Genomic DNA, 19,334 nt, shown 5'->3' on the forward strand with positions numbered 1-19,334 from the left:
CCTAGCGTTATTAGGGTTTGGGTTAGCTCTTTGTGCGTGCTAGTTACACGTATAAAGAGCGTTATTTTTATTTCAATGTTTCTTAAGTATTACCTTATCTGTGTTATCAATTTCATATAACCAACAAGTAACAGCAGATAATTCGTTCAAAGATTTTTGTAATATCTGCCTAAATTTATATAATTCTTTTATTTCGCTACTACACAATTCTTTCAGTGTCGCTACTTTTACGGGAAACGGCTTAGCATGACTGCTGTAAAAACCATATAACCACTGAGTCAAAGGTTTACCTTTAAGTTTGAGTCTTATTTCTTTAGTTATTCCTGTCCAACCTGCATCACCAAAACAGGCTGATATTTTAGGATTTAGCGCCAAGCAATTTTCCCCTGTTTTCTCATCTCGGTAGATTAAATCAATAATACTACCGATATAAGTATATTTACCGTCAGAAATTTCAACCGCATTGGCTTTTAAACGTAGGAGGCTATTCTTCAGCCATTCATGATCTGATTTACCTGTATTCCGCTGTATTGAAAGCAAAAAATTATGAGCTGCAAACCGAACCGTATACCCTAGAGGAGAATCCTGACAACGTTGTAAACATTCTAGCCATACATCCAAATCCGACTGATCTAATTGTTCACCTGTAAATTTTACGGTGTAGCCATTTAGTGTAGTTTTCAGAACATTTTTTTCATATTTCCTAGAACCTCTTTTTACAACACCAAACAAAGCACTGCGTAATACCACATTCGGTGCAGGTATCTGTGTTTTTTTACTAATGGGTAAGTATTTTTTTTTATTTTCTTCCTTAGAAATAGTATTAAGAGATTGAGAATTCATTGTTGTATTTGGTATTGGTGATGCTGATAACTCATCTTCACGGTTAAGGATCGCATTAATTTTATCAGCAACCCTATCAGGAGACTTATTTTTTCTCTCCATAATGCGTTTACCAATGTCATCCCAACGAGATTTCACGTTTTTGCTCACATAACCTCCGCTCGTAATGTCGTCAGTATGTACAACAATAATGCAAACGCATCCCCACGCATTGTAAAAAAACGCAGAGTAACTTCTTTACATAACCTTTTATAAACACTTATCATGTTCTTTGCAGACATATCAATATTCCTCTATTGATGTAGATGCCTAGTGTTGCCCTGCGTTCTTGTCTGGATAAGGGCAACACTTATTTACTTGATTTTTCTTTTATCTCCAATTTCAGCAAAAAATTTCTGACACCATTAACAGAGGCCATTTCTTTTTTGTTTTCTGCAAGCCAAAGAGCAATGTTTGCATAGCTAACTCCTTCATTTCTCAACCTAACTATATCGTTTTCATAATCTGCATATTTTATTCTTTTCAATTTTCCCCCATAATGCAAAACTTACACTTACACTTACACTTATATAGTGACCAATAATTCCTGTCAACATTTTTTCAGATATATATTTCCCAATAAAGCACGGGATAGCAGGTAGGGTGGCACGGGATAGCAGGTAGGGTGGAACAATTACTAAAAAAAATTGACATGTAAATAGCTTTAACTAAAAGCAGTTATAAAAATAAAAAATAAATAAATACAATAACTTATATTCGTTCAAAATAAATGTATAAGAATTTCAAAAATAATTTAACGAAAAATTAACATTAATTATTAAGCAGCATAACGGGTATCAAACGTGATTTTTTTCTTTTTGAGGCGAGAGAAAGATTTGTCAATAAGCGGTAATGATGTTTTTATGAACAATATGAGTTAACTTTGTACAATTGAGTGGATTTTAAGTAGATCTCCCCTTACCCCAAAAAGGGGACGTAACGCATTCGAGCAATCTCTAAAGCATGATCGACTAATTGAGCTATCCTCAATCCTTCGATAAAACGAGAAAATTTCATCCTGCCACCACAAAGAATGCAACTAAACGGATCGACTCCTAAAAACCGCTGGCTTAGCAGGGTAAAAGTCATCGAACGTTTTCTTTTGAATGCCGATTGTCCCACTGCTTTTCTAACAATATCGAGTAATTTTCCCACCACTCGATTTGCCAAAAAACCAAAATAACGGATCATCCGAAAATGTTTCTCGGGGATCTGTTTGATAAGCCGTAAAATTAATTCTTTCTGGGTTAAATCTAAATTTTTATAATGACCGGTATTATGGTCGAAAAACCGCAACGTAATGCGACTTCCTCCATCATAATGCGCTAGCCTTGCGCCAGAGACTGGCGGTTTCTTCAGGTAACGCCCAATATACTTTGCTGTTTTTTGGGCATTGGATGTCGGGTCGGCAAAATAAACATGCCAATAATCTTTACCTTCAGCATTTTTCCCTGCATTCAGAATAAACCGCTTCCACTCATCATAATCTCTTATGTGCTGTAAACTTTCAGGTAGGTAAATTTTCCCCCAGACAGAAAGAAGATATTGTCGAATATTCCACATCCAACGTTTTCTGACTTTAGCGAGGTCAAATTGCATCGACTTCCATTTTTCATTTTGATTGATGCCGCCCATTGTCCATGAGAGATGAATATGCGTGTTCCAGTTTAGTTTTCTCCCATAGGTATGTAGCGCACCAAAAATACCCATTGTTAATCCCCGTTTTTTTGCTGCATAAAGTAAATTGTCCGCAGCAAACGGGAACAGTTTCCCTAGTAACCATCGATTCAATTCAAAGAGAAGCCAAAGACTATCCGGCATCGTAAACGTACCATGTTGCCATTCGACATCCGGTAAACGCATTATATTTGTGTCTATCCAAGTATCCGTGGCTTTTGTTCCACAGGATGGACAACCTCGTCCCTTGCAGGTAAAACAAACTAACTTCTGATGAGCACAATCTTCATTTTCACAACAGTATTGACGGAACCCCATCATCGTTGTGCCACAGGCTAACATTTTTGTTACCACCTCGATTTCAATATCTCTCAGTTGGGTAGTTTCCATGATCGCCGCCCATGCATTATTCCGCTCAAAAAGCAATTTTAACGGTTTGGGTTGAAAATCAGCTCTCATCGGGAAGTTAACTCACGGAAAAAAGAAACGAAATTAGCCATTTAACGATTAATAACTGTCATGTTTTAGGGTGAAAAAATAATCAATTTTAACGTTGCAGGATTATTTAACCAAATCTTATTTAACTAACCGACAAAACACGCTATAAAACGTCCTGTATCACTTTTTATGAAGAGATATACGATGGGTAATAGGGAATGATAGGTTTTTTATTTGATAGCCTTAAAATCAATTACAGGCGGTTTTTTTTATGTCTGTACTTACTGGTTATCGATTTGCAGCCGTAGGCTGATTCGTTCAAAGGCAAAAACACCCAGTTACCCCTGATTAAACAAAATATACCTATTATCACATTAATGAAACGTCAGCAGATGGCACCCTCTCACTGCATCAGTCTGACAATCACCAAGAGCGTTATCTTTCAGTAATGACGCTAAATCCCGATGCCGTCACATTGTATCAGGCGCATAAGATAACCGTCAGTCCAGGCGAAAAAATTAGGCTGACCGTCACCGATAAAGAACGTATGGCGGCAAATAATGAGATAGGGATAGTGAAAAAATTGAAGGGGATACCTTGTTAATTGATTTTAATGGTAAGACATTAACCTATCAACCCAATCAGGAAATGAGCGACCGGCATCTTGATTATACCTATGCCGTTACCGCTTATGCTTCACAGGGTGCATCCGTGCCTTATGTGATTGTTTATGATGGTGCGAGTGACAACAAAGCGAAACTGGCCGCGCTGGATAATACTTATGTCGAATTCTCACGCAGTAAAACCCATGTTCAGGTCTACCTCGACGATACCGAGAAATGGATAAAGCACATTGAAACCCATAGCGGTGAGCGTTTTTCAGCCCATGATTTTATCAAACGTCAGGATGACCAATTGGCAGTGAGTGAAAAAACTTTGTGGGAGCAAAGCAAAGTTATCACCCAAACCGCATTAGCGAAAAAAGTAGACCCAGTCATCGCCGAGGCAGGAAGATTAAGTTCCCTAAATAAATCCCCTGAAATCTTATTGCCCGTTGTCAATGAAAACGGTATCCACCGTGGCAACTACCATTTGCCAGTAGGGATTTATACGGGCAATATTGATTTTGAAAGCGCCAGTTATCAGGGTGCGAAAGAAGGTAAGTACATCATTCTTCAGAAGGGCGATGAAAGTGTGGAACCCAAAACCTATCAGACTGACCAGTTACCAGGCGCACTAAAACAAATAGAAACGGATACTACCATCGTGATAGAAATTACGCAGGAAAAAGAGAAGCTCAACGAATTAGCAACTACAGTAGAAGAAAGTCTTTCCATCGATATAGATAAAGCGTTAAACCTTGACATCAGTGAGACATTGTTAAAAGATGTGGAGAGTAAACTCCTTGAGAGTGAGGATAGCGAAAAATTGATGAATGACGAGGAGTTGTCATTACCAACCGAAAACAATCTATCGATAGACGAGGCAGACTCCGATAAAGAATCTAAACGATTAGATAACGATGAAGTGAATATTTTACATCACGAAGAAAAACAAAAAATTAAAGAAAAAGAGTATGGGGATTAAATTTCTGGTTTAAATAAAAATTAACCACATTAAATATAACGTATAATTTCTTTGTATTCGAGAGGGTTAACGGTTCGAGATATTCAGGCACATTTTCAAGAAGTCTATGGAGTTGAAGTGTGTCCGGAACCTTCATTTCTCAGGTAACCAATGAGGTGATGGAAGAGTTAAAGGCTGGCAGAAGAGACCGCTGGAGGGGCTGTATCCTATCGTTTATCTTGATTGTATTGTTGTTAAAAGTCAGGATTCCGGCGTAGTCATCAACAAATCCGTTTACCTCGCTTTGGGCATAAATATCCATGGAGAGAAGGAATTGTTGGGCTTGTGGATAGCAAAAAGCGAAGAAGCTAAATTCTGGCTATCGGTGATAACAGAACTCAAGAATCGAGGCTTGCAAGATATTTCAATAAAATGGACGATGCCTATCAAAGATTGGAAACCCGCCATGAGTCAATTTATGTTGATGTACGGTGATCGGATCACCTGCTAACGGAGGAGCCATTTACACAAAAAATTTTACAGACCCATAAAACCTTAACGTAGTTCCCTGCACTTTTCCGCAAACTACCCGCTTATTGATAAATCTTTCTCTCACCTCAAAAAAGAAAAAATTACGTTTTATCCCCGTTATTCTGCTTAATAATGTATGTTAACTTTTTGTTAAATTATTTTTGAAATTCTTAGACGTTGAAATTAAGGGTTGTATATTGAATTGCAATCGACGTCTATGCCAATCAACCGTAGTGGATTGTTGTATATCGAGATCAGCAATTTTAGTTCTTAAGCCCTCTATTGTTGCTTCTCTAGCTAATGCTCTGCTTAAAGTACTTTTTCCTACCCCACCTTTCTGTGATACAAACGCAATTATACATGTCATGTTATCACCATTTTTAGATAAAATATATCTATCCGCAAGCTATCTGATATATATTAGCTATCTTTCAGATAGCTTGTTAATATACATTAGATAATAATAAATGAGGTTTATTTTGCAAGCTTTCAGCTACCTTTTTTTTAGCTAGCTATAAGATATAAAAAAGGTAGCTGCTATCTAATTTATATAAATTTCACTTATTCAATAAGTGTTTTTTTATCTTATAAACTTCACGTTTACCTTTTTCTCTCTTACGTGAAGCTTCTGCCTGAGGAGTATTTTGATTGCGATTTTTAAAAATTATTTTATCAGTGGTGGAATTAAAAGAATTTCATAATCAGGAAGATCATTCGTTTTAGCTAATTGCTTAATATTAAATTTGAACTTAGATAAAGCTGCTGTACTACCTGTTTTAGCATATAATTTATCGAGTGAAATAATAAATTCATGCTGATTGCCACAGTGTTTACGCGCTATTTCATATAATCGTCTATCGATTGCTTTCCTGATACGAAAATAATCAGGACTAATTTGTAATACCTTAGTTTTTGTGATTGCCTGATAAAGCCATTCAGGTAATGTAAGTTCAACCATACCAATTTCAAGTTGACCCTTTTTATCTTCCAAAATTCTAGCTTTATCAATTAAACCAAAAATGGCGGTTTCTTCCTTATCTTCCGAATATACGATATTCGTTTCAATGGTAGTACCTTTTAATCGAGATAGTGCTTTTTTTAATTCTCGATAACCGACACCACTTGAACTACGATTAGTCGTAACAAAAAAGTCATATGGGGTAAAAGTTATAATACGACTAATTGGGCGCCCGTTATTAATGGCTTCTTGTAATTTAGATATAGCATAAATCCAAATATCCTTATCAAAAATTGTTGCTAATCCAATTTCAACCGCTGGCCTAACAGTAACGATTACACTACCATTTTTATATTGTCTAATTTTTGTATCACCGCCTTTCAAGGCAAAAAAAGGATGCTCCATACTGGCAATTTCATCGCGAAAAGTTGAAACATCAACCTCGTCGGCAATGAAAAACTCTAATTGCTTATGTTTACGTGGGCGTAACGTCTTCAAATTGCGTTTTCCTGTTTTCTTTGTATGATCAACCACAGCCTCTCTCCTAGATTGATTAGGATTGTTGGTTAGAGCTCATTCAGTGTTGATAGCACCGAATGAGCTTGTTTATTTTTTTAAATGATCTTTTCGTAATTTAGGAATTGCGAAATTCATCGTAATTTAAGAAAATTATAGCATACATATCGTAATTTAGGAACTAATGATAAAATCAGAGCGTTAATTAATCAAAAACTGCAAAAAAAACTGTGGACAAACTCTCAAGTCATTCGTAATTTAGGAAAAAAGTATCGTAATTTAGGAAAAAAGTATCGTAATTTAGGAAAAAAGTATCGTAATTTAGGAAAATATTATATTTTTTTATATAGTAAAAACATAACCTTACTACTCTTTTTTTGTCTTTTAACTCTTTTAACTTATACATAACTAAATATAACTTCGCGCACGCGAGGTTTTTCTGTGGATAACTTTTCATCCAATAAAACTCTAACCGAAAAATATATTACTACTGAGTGACCGTATTTCTTTTTTGCAATTGTGATATTCCGCTTCCTCGTCTGCTCACTCGCTCCGCTCGGTCACAGACTTGCGGCGAGCGGAGGAGTTTTAATTAAAAAGATTTTTTTGTTTTTTTTTGGTTAATTACACTGAAACATTGCACTATTCAGTTGCTACAGCTAGCATCACTAGAATTAAAGTATCCACTCATTCAGGCACAACATGAACAAAACAGAACTCATCAATCAAATCGCTGAAAAAGCTGACTTAACCAAAAAAGATTCAGAGAAAACACTTAACGCATTCATCGAAACGGTGACAGAAGCACTAAAGGCGGGAGATGACGTACAGCTAGTTGGCTTTGGTAGTTTTCAGGTTAAGCAACGCGCAGCCAGAGATGGACGCAACCCCAAAACGGGTGAGACACTTAAAATTGCTGCTGCAAACGTACCGAGTTTTAAAGCGGGTAAAAGTTTGAAAGAAGCGGTCAAATAACATGACCGAAAACGATGTACGAATTAAAACGCCTGTACAAAACACAATTTGACTATTTTTGTACAGGTGTTTTGTATAGAGTCCGAAACCGAACGATTTTGAACAGCAAGAATCACCTATCAGAAACTAAAAATCGTTAAATCTAATCATTTTTGAAAATTAAAACAGAAATACCCGTCATAACCACCCCTAAAACCGCCTGTAATCCATTCTGAGCTATTTTCTCGATAAAAACGTAAATTCTGTACAGCAAAAAATTCATTGGGTCTCAAAATGCGTTTAGCGAATTTTTCATTTTCGGATTTCAAAGAAAGAAAAAGCCAACTTTTGAAGTTGGCTAATTATGTTGATGGAAATTTTTTATTTCTAATAATCAAATATCGACTCATGGCAACTCAATCATAAACTTTCAACAAAGATTTTCAACTCCGTATTTCACAATCAAACCCATCCAAATTGTTATATTTTGCCAACTAATTTTACAGGCTATGCGTTTCGGCAAATGTAGACGTTTTATCTACAAAACTATTTATTGGATTCTCTGGTAAACTTATAGCATTAAGTTATGCAGGAAAAAATTTTGATAAATCCAACGCCAGAACAACAAGCTGTCATTGACTGGCAGGGCGAGAAGCTTGTGGTTAATGCTTTTGCCGGAACAGGGAAAACCTCAACGTTAGTGAAATATGCCGAAAAGCATCCGGAACTCCGGATGCTCTACATTGCGTTTAATCGCTCAGTGAGGGAAGAGGCGGATGAGAAATTTCCGGCTAATGTGCTTTGTAAAACATCCCATCAACTAGCATGGCCTGGCTTTGGTAGAAATTACGCTAATCGATTAACCCATTCTCTGCGTCTTTTTGATATTGCCAATGCTACTCAGAGCGATGACTGGCTATACGTAAAAGCCATTCAGGACACCTTAAAGAACTTTATGTGCAGTGTCGATAATCAGATTATGTTACGCCACTGTCCCTCAATATTGATGGGGGAAGTCAAAAAATCGTTTACGGCTAATGAGGTTGTCATCCAGAGTGAACGACTCTGGCGTCGAATGATTGACCTTGCTGATAATTTCCCCGTTATTCATGATATGTATTTGAAGCTGTACCAACTCTCTCAACCTAACCTTTCCCCTCGTTTTGACGTTATTTTGTTTGATGAAGCGCAAGACGCTAATCCGGTTACTCACGATATTGTTTTTCGTCAAACGACGAAATTAGCGATGGTGGGTGATGCTCATCAACAGATTTATCGTTTTCGAGGGGCGGTCGATGCATTAAAGGCGCCTTTGCTTAGTGATGCTGACCGTCTCTGGTTAACGCATAGCTTTCGCTTTGGTACTTGTATCGCAGATATGGCTAATGCATTACTGGCCATGAACGGTGAAACGCATCAAGTGGTTGGCAGAGGGAAAAAGATGACATTCTCATTGATATGCCTAAGCAAGGTTTTCCTCACCGCGCCATCCTCAGTCGAACGGTAGCAGGCGTAATTGGTTCAGCGCTCGAAGCCAGTAGCAAAAAAGCAACTATCTATTGGGTCAACGGGATACATGCTTATCGTATCGATGAATTAATTAACCTTCACTGGTTTTCACTCGGTAAGCGAAAGAAGATGAGCAACCAGCGGCTTTACACCGAATATCGCAATTATTCCAATTATAAGCGCATAGCGCATGCCAGTGGCGACCAGGAAATGTTGCAATCTATCAAAATCATCGAAAAATTCACGCCATTACCAAAAAAAGTGGATGTTTTACGGAAACGAACGGTAGATACTGAAGATGAAGCCAGTATTACCGTTACCACTGCCCACCGAGCAAAGGGATTGGAATGGGACATTGTCGAAATCAATAATGACTTTCCGAATAATCTCTTTGACCCTAATATGGACAAAGCAGCCTTTAGAGATGAAATCAATTTGCTGTATGTCTCAGCGACCCGAGCGAAGAAGACACTTATCATCAACAAATTGTTGGTAAATATTCTGGCCAACGTTGCTGAGAATGAAAAAACGGCACAAACTTAACTCAGGAATACCTGTAAAACAGCCTGTAATCGATTTTGAGCCGTTTTCCTGTGATTAGTCATGAAAAGTTGCCAATAGCAAAAAATAAACGCACCTGAGAAGATAGGGTGCGTTTTTGTGTGGCTGGATTATGATATCTAATATGTAATGAATAAATAGCGTATTTAATATAGCGGGTTTGTTTGCCATAATTCAATCTGAAGCGAGCAATTATTGAAGATATCGGATGAGTAAAAAATTTACCCCAACGCCACATGACGCGATATTCAAGCAGTTTTTAAGTGAAAAAGAGACGGCTAAAGATTTCTTTGCTATCTGGCTACCAGATGAGATTAAAGCGCTGTGTGAATTGGATAGTATTAAAGTGGAATCTGGCTCATTCGTTGATAGTGAAATGAGAAACTACCAGAGCGATATTCTCTATTCTGTTAATACCCAACAAGAGCAAGGTTATATTTATCTGCTGATTGAGCACCAATCCACACCGGATAAACTGATGGCATGGCGACTCATGCGTTATTGTATGGCTACGATGCAAAAGCATCTGGAAGCAGTGCACAAGGAGCTACCACTCGTTTTTCCCATCCTGTTTTATTGCGGTGAAAAGAGTCCTCATCCGTATAGTACAGATTGGCTAGACTGTTTTAGTGGGCGTGATATTGCTGAAAAAATATACACAAAACCATTTAAGCTAGTCGATGTCACCACGCTTGACGATGGTGAGATTATGAAGCATAAGCGAATGGCTTTACTGGAATTGATACAGAAACACATCCGCAGAAGGGATATGACAGAATTACTGGATAGTATTGTTAAACTGTTATCGTATAATTATTATACTGATAATCAAGTCATTACCCTGTTTAATTATCTCATCCAAGAAGGGAATTCACAAAAGCCAATGGAATTTATCACCGAGATAGCTAAACAATCAGAGAAAAACGAAGGGGCACTTATGACTATTGCTCAAACATTAAAACAAGAAGGCTATCAGCTAGGTAAAAATGATGGTGTTCAAGAAGGTATTCAAAAAGGTATTCAAATTGGTGAACAAAATGGGATGCAAAAGGGCAAACTTGAAGGAATTCAAGAGGGCGAAAAACAGGCATCCATAAAGATAGCGCGCCAAATGCTTGAAAGTGGCATGGACAGACAATCTGTGATGAAATTTACCGGCTTGACTGATACTGAAATGAGCACCCTGTTTAAAGATTAAATGATGACGGAACGACAAAAATTAAGCCTCAATCGCCCAAGAAAAGCTTCACAGGAAGAACAGACCTCAAGTAACCCCGTTTACGGTAAAAAGGTCTGGGTAAACGCTACGCCCAAAAAACAGGCAAAAAAGCCTCATCCTCCCAAAGTAGCAAAACAGCAGCCCAAGAAATCAGTCGTTAAATCTAAACAGGCAGTGAAGGTTAAAATTCCAAAACCACCTACTCCGCCCAAAAAGAGACTGCCGTTAGAGGAAGCTATTTCCCAGATAACCACTTTTTGGCCTTATCTTTTCCCTGATGGCAAGTTGCGCCCAATGAAAATTGGTATCCAGCAGGATATGTGGCAGGAGGTGAAGGAAAAATCATTACCGATAGCTAGAAAGCGTTTGAGAGCCTGTTTAGGGAGTATTGGTCATCACGCTGATTATTGAGCCCTTATCCAGTTAGGCGCGTTTCGTTATGACAAAGAAGGTCAGATAGCCGGAGAGGTCACCCAAGCGGATGTTGAAGATAATTTGCAACGTTTGGCACGACGAAATAAGTCATCCCATCAACCTATGATTTGGCGTTGGGAAAATGATTCTCGCTGGTATGAAGCGGAACTCTGTTATGATTTATTTGGTGATTTATTGCTTATTCAGCGTTGGGGCGGATTGGGTAATCGACTTAATGGGCAAAATATGAAAATCGTTTCTGATTTACTTACCGGAGTTTCACAGCTCCATGCCATTGACAGACAGCGCCGGAAAAGAAAAATCCTTATCATCGGGTAGAATAACCTAATATCTATTTCCTTTTTAATTTTACTGAACGTTTTTAACAATCAATGACAAAACAAGAACTAACCGCCCTGAATATGGCAGGTTTTATCAAAAGCCAAATCTTAATCCTCTTAGATAAGCTCAATCAGCTTAATCTGGATGATTGTGCAGATGAGTGCGAAGATTTGCACGACATGGCAGAGGTGCTTTATCTTAATTTGAAACGAACACTGGAAAGATGATAAAGAATTATTATCAATAATGTCTTCATGTTATGCTTTTATTTTACTTAAATAACACTAATATTTCATATGAATCAAATTCTCTTAAAAAGAAATTTTTCGCATAAAGAACATACCGAGTCTCAGGCTGATACTATCCGTTTTTTATGGAATAAAATAAAACAATACGAGCAACGTAATCAAAAAGCGGAATTGAAAGTCGATAGTTTATATCAAGAATATGAACAGATTGTTTTGCCTCATGAAAAAACACTCGCAGATATTCGCTGTTTACGTGTCAAGCATTTTATGTCTTTTTTGAGTAATAAGTGCGATCTGAATTCGAAAGATCGTGAGAGTCTTTTTGAGTACTTAGAAAGTCAGTTATATTTCTTATATGATTTCCCGTTTTTCTGTAATCCTGAGACCCTCAGTTCACTTGCCGAAGATCTCGACAATTATGCTGAAAAATATTTTGCCAAAGAGAATCAAAAAATTTTGGATAAAGCCTGTAATGATTTTAAAAAATGTTAAAAGCCACGCTTGGTAATGATATTGAATTACCCCATAATGAAATTAGAGATACCTTCAGATCGGGAAATGAAAATGATTTAGTCAATTTGATTGAAGGCATTAAGGATGCTTATTTAGAAAAACATCCTGAAGAGAAAGAAGATTGGGAAAATTCAGAGCGGGATTGGGCAGATTTTGAGTTTAATTATTATCAGGAAGGCGAAGAACAAGGCACTAAAATCACTGAGATTTTTAGAGGGAGTGAGCTAAATAAAATTTACAAAAAGATTGCTAATGTTATTCATCCCGATAAAGAAACAGATTTAGCTAAAAAGGCAGAAAAACATCAGATTATGCAATCACTTTCCATTGCTAAAAAGAAAGGTGACGTTGTTACCCTCATTAGTATGTATAGTCAATACGTGAGTGATGAAGCGTATGAGTTTGATAGTGAGACCCTTTTGCATATTAGTCATCTTCTAGAAATGCGTTTACGGGAATTAAATTTAACGCATCAGGACATTTTTAACCGGCAAGGTGTCAAGAGTTATGTTTGGAAAAATTTTTCTGCATCGAGTAAAAAGAAAATCAAAGAAAAAATGAGTGAATATATCGAAGAGATTAAAATCGAGACGAGTAATGTAGATAAGGAAATTAAAAAATTGATTCTATCAAGAGACTTAAAAAATTTCTTCGTTCTCTTCCTGCTCATGATAGTTGTTGTATTGATAGTTTATTTTTTTGATTTAAGAAAATGTTATAGGAGAATATATTTTTTATTGTAGGTGTTTACTGATCATTTCTCCTTCTTTAATCTGATTATAGTATTGGTAAATTTTATTTGCATAGTGGAAACGATTTTTAATTGATGTATTGGTATTTCGCATTCCTGCGTTATACATACCAACTGCTAACCAATTTTTGCCGTAGAGAGCAAAGTTACGACTTAAAATCATTGCCCCGATATGAATATTTAAACAAGGATGATTGATTAAGTCATTTTCAGATAATTTAGGATATTCTTTTTTATGGCGTTAAAGGTTTTGCTATTAATTTGCATCACGCCTAAATCAAACGAGCCATCTTTATTTTTGTTTTTTGCATGTGGATTAAAGTTTGATTCTTGTCTGGCAATCGCTCTTAAATAATCGGGGTCTATTTGATAATAACTTCCGGCTTTATCAAAGCAATCGGCAAGCGATAACTTTGAGATAAAAAGAAAAAATAGCCACATTAAATTTTTAATTTTCATCACGTAGCTCTTTATTCAAAATCAAGAACAATTCGGCATATTGTCGCCCCTATAAAGCAAAAAGTTTTTTAAAGAAATTCCAATAAAGACTATCAATATTACCTCACCAAATTCACTTTTTCTACTACTAACTTACACACACACACACACACACACACACACACACACACATCACTTGCAAAATTAATTTTGCATAATTTTATATTTAATTTCAGTTAGTTATATTTAATATGAATATTTTTTAATCACAAAAAACAAATGCTAATAAACATATTTTAAAATGATTATAAGAATATTTATTTAACTAATTGTTAATAAAGAATAAATATTAAATATATGCTTATTTTAATTTTATTAAATGTTTATAAACATATTATAAAATGCATTAAATAATGCTTATTTTTAGCGTTTTTCTACATTATATGCTAATAAACATATTATAGCATGTTTTTAGATGTTTTTTAAAGGTTAAAAATTAAACAATAATTAGTCTTATTTTTATAAAATTAGGAAAATTTTTTATGAAAGAACAAAATATTCATCGAATGACATTAACAATCCCTTTCACGATTTTGCATTTAATTGATGAAATAATTGATGAAAAATTAAAAGATGGTGAGAACAAATCGACAGCAAATCGTACTGCTATCGCATTAGATATGTTAAAAATCGGTGCAAGAGTTTTAAAGAAAAAAAGAGAAGAAGGGGGTAATCAAGATATTAGTTTGGATGAAAAACTGGCTCTAATTGCTGATGCTGTCCTTAAAACAGAATTAAGAGTTGATTCTATGTTTGAGTTTGCTAATACTAAACCTCAAGATATCGATCAACGAATGATGAATCAATATGGCTACGATGTAGTGAAGAAAAAATTTAGTGAAGTGGATTACAAAGTTAATTATTTTTTTAAACAGAAATAGGGCAATGTTTTTATTTTAAAGCCCCTGAAATTAGGGGCTTTAAAAGTTATTTTTTGTGCTCAATAACTTCTGGTTGAGACGTTTGACCAATAGCGATTTTTTGTGGTTTTTGTTCTTCCGGTATTTCGTAATTAAAGGTTAATGTTAGCAAACCATCGGCTAAGTTGGCATTTTGGATTCTGATGCGATGGTCAAGGTCGAAGCTCATCGAAAAACCTTTTTTCTCAATACCTTTATGTAGCCATTTTTCAGTTTTGCTGTCATTACTCTCTTCCTCTTTCTCCGATTCACTTTTTCCGCTGATGGTCAGTTTATTATTCAGCACCGATATATCTAATTCGTGTTGTTTATAACCAGGAACTGCTACGGTGAGTTCGAGATTTTCTTTATCTTTTTGGTATAAATTATAAGATGGAACATCTGATAAAGGTTTCTCGCCGGTTATTCTGCTAAACAGTTTATCCATTTGCGTAAATCTATCCGATAACAGGTTATCACTTAGCATAGGAATAAGAGAAAAAGAACGATAAGCCATATTGTCCTCCTTTTTGCGCTTATTGATTCGTATATTACCTTGTTCAGTTATAATGCTAAATGGGGGTAACCTTATTTATTTTCAAGGGGATTTTATAGTTTATGAAACCACTAAATATAACAAAATATTAATATCACGCATATTGCAATGGATAATTAGTTTCAGTTTATTATTGTTAGCTGTTATTTTGATTGTTTTTTTGATGAAAGAAACGTTTACTTTAGCTTTACTATTATTCAGGTCAGCCAATCCAGCCCAGACTTATCTTTTGCTTGAAGGGATCGTTAATTATTTTCTTTATTTTGAATTTATCGCATTGATAATTAAATATTTTAATTCTTTGTATCATTTTCCTTTACAATATTTTGTATATATCGGTATTACTGCTATCATTCGATTAATTATCGTAGAACATAAAGATCCATTTTCTGTATTGATTTATACAATATCGATATTATTCATGGTCTTAGCCTTGTATTTAGCTAACGCAAAACGTCTTGTAGAATAAAAAACTATTGATTAAAAAGATAAAGTATGAGTTAATTAAGTCTAGTTTCGGGATTAACAATCTCTTTTTATTAGTAAAATTTTAAGTAATTCAAAATTTAGCGATATCATAATACCTCTTCATTAATGAGTTCCTTCTGATTAAATACCATTAGTAAAATCATGTTAATCTTTGAGATTTTTGATTAATTAACAAAATTAAGGAACTTATATGTCAAGCATCAACACAGGTATTGTTAAGTGGTTTAACGCGGATAAAGGTTTTGGATTTATTTCACCTAAAAACGGCAGTCAGGATGTGTTTGTTCATTATTCTGCGATTCAGGGTAATGATTATAAAACGCTCTATGAAGGGCAAGAAGTAAACTTCTCAGTCGAAAGTGGCCATAAAGGACCTTCGGCAACTAATGTAATAGCCTTATGCTAGTACATTAATTTATATTATCGCATAGATATCTTTATACTATGCGATAATCACATTTAGTACCTATTAAAAATTAATCTCCATACTCTTTTTCTTTGATTTTCTGTTTTTGTTCGTCTTCATGATGATATGAAATATTCATTTCATCGTTTTCTTTTCCAGTTTCGGTGGTTCTTCTTCGAGTTGAAGATCGGGTATTTTCTCATCATCATGCAGTAGTGCCGATTCTAATGTTATATCCTGCTTATCATTAATTTTTTCTATTTCTCTATCTTGCGGTAAACTTTCGGGTATTTCATTTTTAGCGATATTATCCAGTTCAATCACAATCGAATGGTCTTTTTTATCATTTTTTAAGGCTTCATCAAATTGTGATAGTGAATAGAGGTTAACGCTGTTCTCATCATTACCCTTATTTAGTACGATATAGATACCATCGGATGCACCTTTGTAAGTGGCTTCTTCGATGTCTGTTTTCCCTGTATAAACGCCAACCGGAATATGGAGATTTCCTCGCTGAATGCCGTGTTCGTTGTTGACAGGTAATAATAATTCTGGTCGGTGATGGTGTGAGAATCTGGCGATTTCAACCAGGGTTTGGTCGATTTTTTGCGCTAATTTGGTGTTGCCTACTTCTTTGCTGTTATCCCAAATTCTGATTTCATTTCTAGCCAGTTGGTCTTCCTGTTTGTTCAGGATGTCATGCGCGGTTACTCTGTCACCGGAATTTTTTGTCAGGTTTTTCATCCAGGCGTCGCCATCTGATAAATAAAGCTGAACGTGTTCTTTTGCGCGGGATAATTCCACATAGGTATTATCCATTGCAGCGATGGTACTCGCCACTTCATAGACGATGACATACGGATAAGACGCGCCTTGTGAAGCATAGCTTGTGATGGCATAGGTGTAATCCAGATGTCTGTCGGCATATTCTTTTTGTGGTTGATAGGTGACGAGCTTGCCGTTTAACTCAATATAGAGCTTATCGTCCTCAATCCGTTTTATCATGCCCCTGTCGTTATTGGCAATATTGCGGTCTTTATCGGTCGTGGTGAGCCGGATTTTTTCACCTTCTGAGACTTCAATGGTTTTGTCTTCAAAGAGCGCGACGACGGCAGGATTTACTTCAAGCGGTGACAGGTATTTCTCCTGATTATTTTCCCGATTTACCAGACTAACAATGCCTTCTTTTGAAACTCCTGTTATTTCAAAATAATGTTGATTGATTTTTGCGATGTGCCCCAACTGGTTTTGCCAAAACTGGCTATCTTTTAAATCCGCTTCCTGATGGTTAATGCGTTGTAAAATAGGAACACGGGCTGATTTACCCAGCCTCTGTTGACTTTGCATCACCTCATGAATGTTTTCATTTAACTGATTTCGGTCGGCATTTAACGGGGTGATAATCACCGTATTATCACGCGCTTCTTTCGTTCTACCCACATAGTCATCAATCACCATTTTTATCATTTGATTGTCGTTTTCCTGTGCTTTACCTGATGAAGCGCTCTTCATGATTGCGCTTTCGGGAATAAAAGCACCATTATCCCTTGCTACTCGGTCAGGGAAACCTGCTGAATAATATCCAGTGATTTTTGCGTGTTTCCGGCAATTATCGCTTCAATAGCGGGTTTTAATTCGGGTGTCTGTCTGACGATTTCGTCCATCACGACTTTATCGGCGGCACTGCGTTGCCAGGCGAGGGCAAAAGGGCGCCCCGCTCGAAGGCTTTTAGCTGTTTTGCATCCCCTGAGAGGACGACTCTCCCTGCATTATCCGTGATGTTAAGTAGTAATTCTGCCAGGGTTTTATTGCCAATCATCGAGCTTTCATCAATCACAAACAGGGTATTTTTATACGATGTTTTGAGGTTGCTCTGGTGCTTTTCCATCAGAAAGCTGGCGATGGTTTGGGATTTTATGCCCGCTGCCTGTAATTCATTGACCGCTTTGTGGGTGGGTGCGAGGCCGACGATATTCACATCAGGTCGATTATCGTTAAGGGCTTGTGCTACCGTTTTAAACTGGGTGGTTTTCCCGACACCGGCATAGCCTTGTATCATGATTGTCTGGTCTTTTGAGGTTAAAACCAGTTCGGCGGCTTTTTGTTGGCCTTGGGTTAATCCGGTAAAATGCCGTTTTTCTTTATTTTGTATTAACGGTAATTGACTGTTTTTGCCCTGTAAAATCTGCGTGAGGATTTTCACCTCGTTATCAAAATCGTCTTTGCGAATAAAGCGACCATAAAGCTCGTGTGTTGTTTCATCCACGCATTTCACTTCGCCTTTTTTAGGCGCTGTTTAAAAGCATTTATACAATCATTAAACGAAAAATCACTTGATTTTGCTGCATCGGTAATCACATCCAGACTATTAAAAACCATACTTGATTTTGTCCGACGGTCAATGGCGATGTTTAGCTGTTTTTGGATATCAGGGGTGACATTATGTTTTGCGACATCGGCGGCTTTTATGAATGATTCATTGCCTTGCTGGATATCAGCGAGCACGGTGGTGCTAATTTCAGTTTGCTGTAACCGTTTTTGGATACTATCGCTATCTAAACCGGTAATGCCGATAATGTTTTTTCCACTTCGCCTTATCTGATTGATGGTCGAATTATTGACCTCTTTTTCGTTAAACACCGCAATCACGGTTTGATTTTTATCAAGGCTATTCCCAAACGCTTCACAGTAGTGGTATTCCAGTTTGCTATCGGCTTTTGGGGTAAATGACGCTTTTTTGCCGTGTTCATCTTCCATGATGATTTTATCGGCAAATAAAAAATTGCCTTTTTTTAGCTCGGTAATGGTAAAGGTTTTACCCGCCTGAATATTCTGGCCAAACACACCGGTTGATTTGACTCTATCACCTTCTCGCAGTTCCATCTCCTGTACCTTGAAGAGACGGTAGTGACTATCGATTTTATTAATTGAAAGCGCAGACGTGTTACCTTCACTATCCTGTAACAGGAGTTTATTACTTTGTTTGCTAATACTTTTTATCTGATACTGCTGCCGTTCATTTTCTGTTGTGCGCTCAAGTATCATGCCGATGTTATAGGTGTTACGCTGATTGCGGTTAGCCATATCTAAAAATATCGATTTTTTGGTGGTCACTACCCTCTTGTTTTCAGACAGTAATCCTTTTTCGATTAAAATATTACGGGTTTGTGTGGTTATCGCTTCTTTTGTTGGGTTATTGCCTGCCTGAATGATGACCTCCTTATTTAAGGCATAAAAGTTAGCAAAATGATTAGCAGCGGTCTGTATTCTGTTCGTTTTGTCCTGTTCAGGAATAAAATAGAGGTGTTTATCGGCATTGGATTCAAAGGCATTAATCGGTTCAGCGCCGAGTGCTCGTGCGATTTCATTGGTCAGTCCTTTGTTTTTACGGCTGTCGCTATCTAATG

General features: G+C 36.6%; 22 protein-coding genes and 3 pseudogenes. 15 read left to right on the forward strand and 10 right to left on the reverse strand.

The window, feature by feature from the left end:
- Positions 1 to 72 precede the first annotated feature (72 nt).
- From trfA to WH390_RS15665, 3 genes are all read right to left on the reverse strand, one after another.
- Positions 73 to 993: a plasmid replication initiator TrfA gene (trfA, locus tag WH390_RS15655; RefSeq protein ID WP_052044849.1), complete on the reverse strand. Its 921-nt coding sequence runs from the start codon at positions 991 to 993 to the stop codon at positions 73 to 75.
- 199 nt (positions 994 to 1,192) lie between these two features.
- A complete protein-coding gene (locus tag WH390_RS15660) occupies positions 1,193 to 1,369 on the reverse strand; it encodes a hypothetical protein (protein WP_187290943.1) in 177 nt (58 codons plus the stop codon).
- A gap of 431 nt (positions 1,370 to 1,800) precedes the next feature.
- Complete coding sequence (locus WH390_RS15665; protein WP_032114512.1) at positions 1,801 to 3,018, reverse strand: IS91 family transposase; 1,218 nt, start codon at positions 3,016 to 3,018, stop codon at positions 1,801 to 1,803.
- Between the two features lie 427 nt (positions 3,019 to 3,445).
- Here WH390_RS15665 and WH390_RS15670 point away from each other — a divergent pair, with 427 nt between their 5' ends.
- The 3 genes and pseudogenes from WH390_RS15670 to WH390_RS15680 all read left to right on the forward strand — a co-directional run.
- Positions 3,446 to 3,601, forward strand: a complete 156-nt coding sequence (locus WH390_RS15670; RefSeq protein ID WP_395971338.1) for a hypothetical protein — start codon at positions 3,446 to 3,448, stop codon at positions 3,599 to 3,601.
- A complete protein-coding gene (locus tag WH390_RS15675) occupies positions 3,595 to 4,584 on the forward strand; it encodes a conjugative transfer relaxase/helicase TraI domain-containing protein (RefSeq protein ID WP_395971340.1) in 990 nt (329 codons plus the stop codon). The genes WH390_RS15670 and WH390_RS15675 overlap by 7 nt, the downstream gene beginning before the upstream one ends.
- 39 nt (positions 4,585 to 4,623) lie before the next feature.
- Positions 4,624 to 5,032 (forward strand): annotated as a pseudogene (locus WH390_RS15680) (transposase); the annotation flags it as partial.
- A 240-nt stretch (positions 5,033 to 5,272) separates the two neighbouring features.
- Here WH390_RS15680 and WH390_RS15685 read toward each other — a convergent pair.
- Both WH390_RS15685 and WH390_RS15690 read right to left on the reverse strand, forming a co-directional pair.
- Positions 5,273 to 5,461: pseudogene (locus WH390_RS15685) on the reverse strand (ParA family protein); the annotation flags it as partial.
- A 297-nt stretch (positions 5,462 to 5,758) separates the two neighbouring features.
- The gene (locus WH390_RS15690; protein WP_395971342.1) at positions 5,759 to 6,586 is read right to left on the reverse strand and encodes a replication initiator protein A; all 828 of its coding nucleotides are present in this window, start codon (positions 6,584 to 6,586) and stop codon (positions 5,759 to 5,761) included.
- Between the two features lie 684 nt (positions 6,587 to 7,270).
- On the opposite strand from WH390_RS15690, the gene WH390_RS15695 reads away from it, so the two are divergent.
- The 9 genes from WH390_RS15695 (at position 7,271) to WH390_RS15735 (ending at position 13,071) form a co-directional block, all read left to right on the forward strand.
- On the forward strand, positions 7,271 to 7,543 hold the full coding sequence (locus WH390_RS15695; protein ID WP_032116538.1) for an HU family DNA-binding protein: 273 nt from the start codon (positions 7,271 to 7,273) through the stop codon (positions 7,541 to 7,543).
- 565 nt (positions 7,544 to 8,108) lie between these two features.
- Positions 8,109 to 9,029 (forward strand): UvrD-helicase domain-containing protein, encoded by a 921-nt coding sequence (locus WH390_RS15700; protein ID WP_395971344.1) that lies wholly within the window; start codon positions 8,109 to 8,111, stop codon positions 9,027 to 9,029.
- Positions 8,981 to 9,574, forward strand: a complete 594-nt coding sequence (locus tag WH390_RS15705) for a 3'-5' exonuclease (protein WP_395971346.1) — start codon at positions 8,981 to 8,983, stop codon at positions 9,572 to 9,574. The genes WH390_RS15700 and WH390_RS15705 overlap by 49 nt, the downstream gene beginning before the upstream one ends.
- A 226-nt stretch (positions 9,575 to 9,800) precedes the next feature.
- A complete protein-coding gene (locus tag WH390_RS15710; RefSeq protein WP_032116541.1) occupies positions 9,801 to 10,790 on the forward strand; it encodes an Rpn family recombination-promoting nuclease/putative transposase in 990 nt (329 codons plus the stop codon).
- Positions 10,791 to 10,793: 3 nt separating this feature from the next.
- Positions 10,794 to 11,222, forward strand: coding sequence for a ProQ/FINO family protein (locus tag WH390_RS15715; RefSeq protein WP_032116542.1), 429 nt, complete (start codon positions 10,794 to 10,796; stop codon positions 11,220 to 11,222).
- A 93-nt stretch (positions 11,223 to 11,315) separates the two neighbouring features.
- Positions 11,316 to 11,564 (forward strand): hypothetical protein, encoded by a 249-nt coding sequence (locus WH390_RS15720; protein ID WP_406850739.1) that lies wholly within the window; start codon positions 11,316 to 11,318, stop codon positions 11,562 to 11,564.
- A gap of 53 nt (positions 11,565 to 11,617) precedes the next feature.
- Positions 11,618 to 11,794 (forward strand): Rop family plasmid primer RNA-binding protein, encoded by a 177-nt coding sequence (locus WH390_RS15725; RefSeq protein ID WP_072012878.1) that lies wholly within the window; start codon positions 11,618 to 11,620, stop codon positions 11,792 to 11,794.
- A gap of 69 nt (positions 11,795 to 11,863) precedes the next feature.
- Entirely contained in the window at positions 11,864 to 12,307 is a 444-nt protein-coding gene (locus tag WH390_RS15730; RefSeq protein ID WP_395971350.1) for a hypothetical protein, read from the forward strand.
- Positions 12,301 to 13,071: a hypothetical protein gene (locus tag WH390_RS15735; RefSeq protein WP_395971352.1), complete on the forward strand. Its 771-nt coding sequence runs from the start codon at positions 12,301 to 12,303 to the stop codon at positions 13,069 to 13,071. The genes WH390_RS15730 and WH390_RS15735 overlap by 7 nt, the downstream gene beginning before the upstream one ends.
- On the opposite strand, the pseudogene WH390_RS15740 reads toward WH390_RS15735, so the two are convergent.
- Positions 13,063 to 13,538: pseudogene (locus WH390_RS15740) on the reverse strand (lytic transglycosylase domain-containing protein). The gene WH390_RS15735 and the pseudogene WH390_RS15740 overlap by 9 nt on opposite strands.
- Before the next feature lie 521 nt (positions 13,539 to 14,059).
- Between WH390_RS15740 and WH390_RS15745 the strand changes: the two are divergent.
- Entirely contained in the window at positions 14,060 to 14,458 is a 399-nt protein-coding gene (locus WH390_RS15745) for a hypothetical protein (RefSeq protein ID WP_032116543.1), read from the forward strand.
- 46 nt (positions 14,459 to 14,504) lie between these two features.
- Here WH390_RS15745 and WH390_RS15750 read toward each other — a convergent pair whose 3' ends face one another.
- Positions 14,505 to 14,993 (reverse strand): Hsp20 family protein, encoded by a 489-nt coding sequence (locus tag WH390_RS15750; protein ID WP_032116544.1) that lies wholly within the window; start codon positions 14,991 to 14,993, stop codon positions 14,505 to 14,507.
- A gap of 124 nt (positions 14,994 to 15,117) precedes the next feature.
- On the opposite strand from WH390_RS15750, the gene psiE reads away from it, so the two are divergent.
- Both psiE and WH390_RS15760 read left to right on the forward strand, forming a co-directional pair.
- On the forward strand, positions 15,118 to 15,501 hold the full coding sequence (gene psiE / locus WH390_RS15755) for a phosphate-starvation-inducible protein PsiE (RefSeq protein WP_032116562.1): 384 nt from the start codon (positions 15,118 to 15,120) through the stop codon (positions 15,499 to 15,501).
- Between the two features lie 210 nt (positions 15,502 to 15,711).
- Positions 15,712 to 15,927 carry a cold-shock protein gene (locus WH390_RS15760; RefSeq protein ID WP_026824204.1) on the forward strand — a complete coding sequence of 72 codons (216 nt, stop codon included), beginning with the start codon at positions 15,712 to 15,714 and terminating at the stop codon, positions 15,925 to 15,927.
- A 135-nt stretch (positions 15,928 to 16,062) separates the two neighbouring features.
- On the opposite strand, the gene WH390_RS15765 is transcribed toward WH390_RS15760, so the two are convergent.
- From WH390_RS15765 to WH390_RS15775, 3 genes are all read right to left on the reverse strand, one after another.
- Complete coding sequence (locus tag WH390_RS15765) at positions 16,063 to 17,439, reverse strand: conjugative transfer relaxase/helicase TraI domain-containing protein (RefSeq protein ID WP_395971354.1); 1,377 nt, start codon at positions 17,437 to 17,439, stop codon at positions 16,063 to 16,065.
- A 151-nt stretch (positions 17,440 to 17,590) separates the two neighbouring features.
- The gene (locus tag WH390_RS15770) at positions 17,591 to 18,193 is read right to left on the reverse strand and encodes an AAA family ATPase (protein ID WP_395971356.1); all 603 of its coding nucleotides are present in this window, start codon (positions 18,191 to 18,193) and stop codon (positions 17,591 to 17,593) included.
- 5 nt (positions 18,194 to 18,198) lie between these two features.
- Positions 18,199 to 19,041: a hypothetical protein gene (locus WH390_RS15775; RefSeq protein WP_395971358.1), complete on the reverse strand. Its 843-nt coding sequence runs from the start codon at positions 19,039 to 19,041 to the stop codon at positions 18,199 to 18,201.
- Between the last annotated feature and the right edge of the window lie 293 nt (positions 19,042 to 19,334).

It is taken from the genome of Candidatus Arsenophonus nilaparvatae, from assembly GCF_045346035.1.
GTDB lineage: Bacteria > Pseudomonadota > Gammaproteobacteria > Enterobacterales > Enterobacteriaceae > Arsenophonus > Arsenophonus nilaparvatae.

Excerpts from the sequence above, each read along its gene's own strand:
- WH390_RS15665 (WP_032114512.1), bottom strand. The coding sequence starts at position 3,018 with ATGAGAGCTGATTTTCAACCCAAACCGTTAAAATTGCTTTTTGAGCGG.
- WH390_RS15670 (WP_395971338.1), top strand. The coding sequence starts at position 3,446 with ATGACGCTAAATCCCGATGCCGTCACATTGTATCAGGCGCATAAGATA.
- WH390_RS15695 (WP_032116538.1), top strand. The coding sequence starts at position 7,271 with ATGAACAAAACAGAACTCATCAATCAAATCGCTGAAAAAGCTGACTTA.
- WH390_RS15700 (WP_395971344.1), top strand. The coding sequence starts at position 8,109 with ATGCAGGAAAAAATTTTGATAAATCCAACGCCAGAACAACAAGCTGTC.
- WH390_RS15705 (WP_395971346.1), top strand. The coding sequence starts at position 8,981 with ATGCCTAAGCAAGGTTTTCCTCACCGCGCCATCCTCAGTCGAACGGTA.
- WH390_RS15710 (WP_032116541.1), top strand. The coding sequence starts at position 9,801 with ATGAGTAAAAAATTTACCCCAACGCCACATGACGCGATATTCAAGCAG.
- WH390_RS15715 (WP_032116542.1), top strand. The coding sequence starts at position 10,794 with ATGACGGAACGACAAAAATTAAGCCTCAATCGCCCAAGAAAAGCTTCA.
- WH390_RS15725 (WP_072012878.1), top strand. The coding sequence starts at position 11,618 with ATGACAAAACAAGAACTAACCGCCCTGAATATGGCAGGTTTTATCAAA.
- WH390_RS15730 (WP_395971350.1), top strand. The coding sequence starts at position 11,864 with ATGAATCAAATTCTCTTAAAAAGAAATTTTTCGCATAAAGAACATACC.
- WH390_RS15735 (WP_395971352.1), top strand. The coding sequence starts at position 12,301 with ATGTTAAAAGCCACGCTTGGTAATGATATTGAATTACCCCATAATGAA.
- WH390_RS15745 (WP_032116543.1), top strand. The coding sequence starts at position 14,060 with ATGAAAGAACAAAATATTCATCGAATGACATTAACAATCCCTTTCACG.
- WH390_RS15750 (WP_032116544.1), bottom strand. The coding sequence starts at position 14,993 with ATGGCTTATCGTTCTTTTTCTCTTATTCCTATGCTAAGTGATAACCTG.
- WH390_RS15760 (WP_026824204.1), top strand. The coding sequence starts at position 15,712 with ATGTCAAGCATCAACACAGGTATTGTTAAGTGGTTTAACGCGGATAAA.
- WH390_RS15765 (WP_395971354.1), bottom strand. The coding sequence starts at position 17,439 with ATGAAGAGCGCTTCATCAGGTAAAGCACAGGAAAACGACAATCAAATG.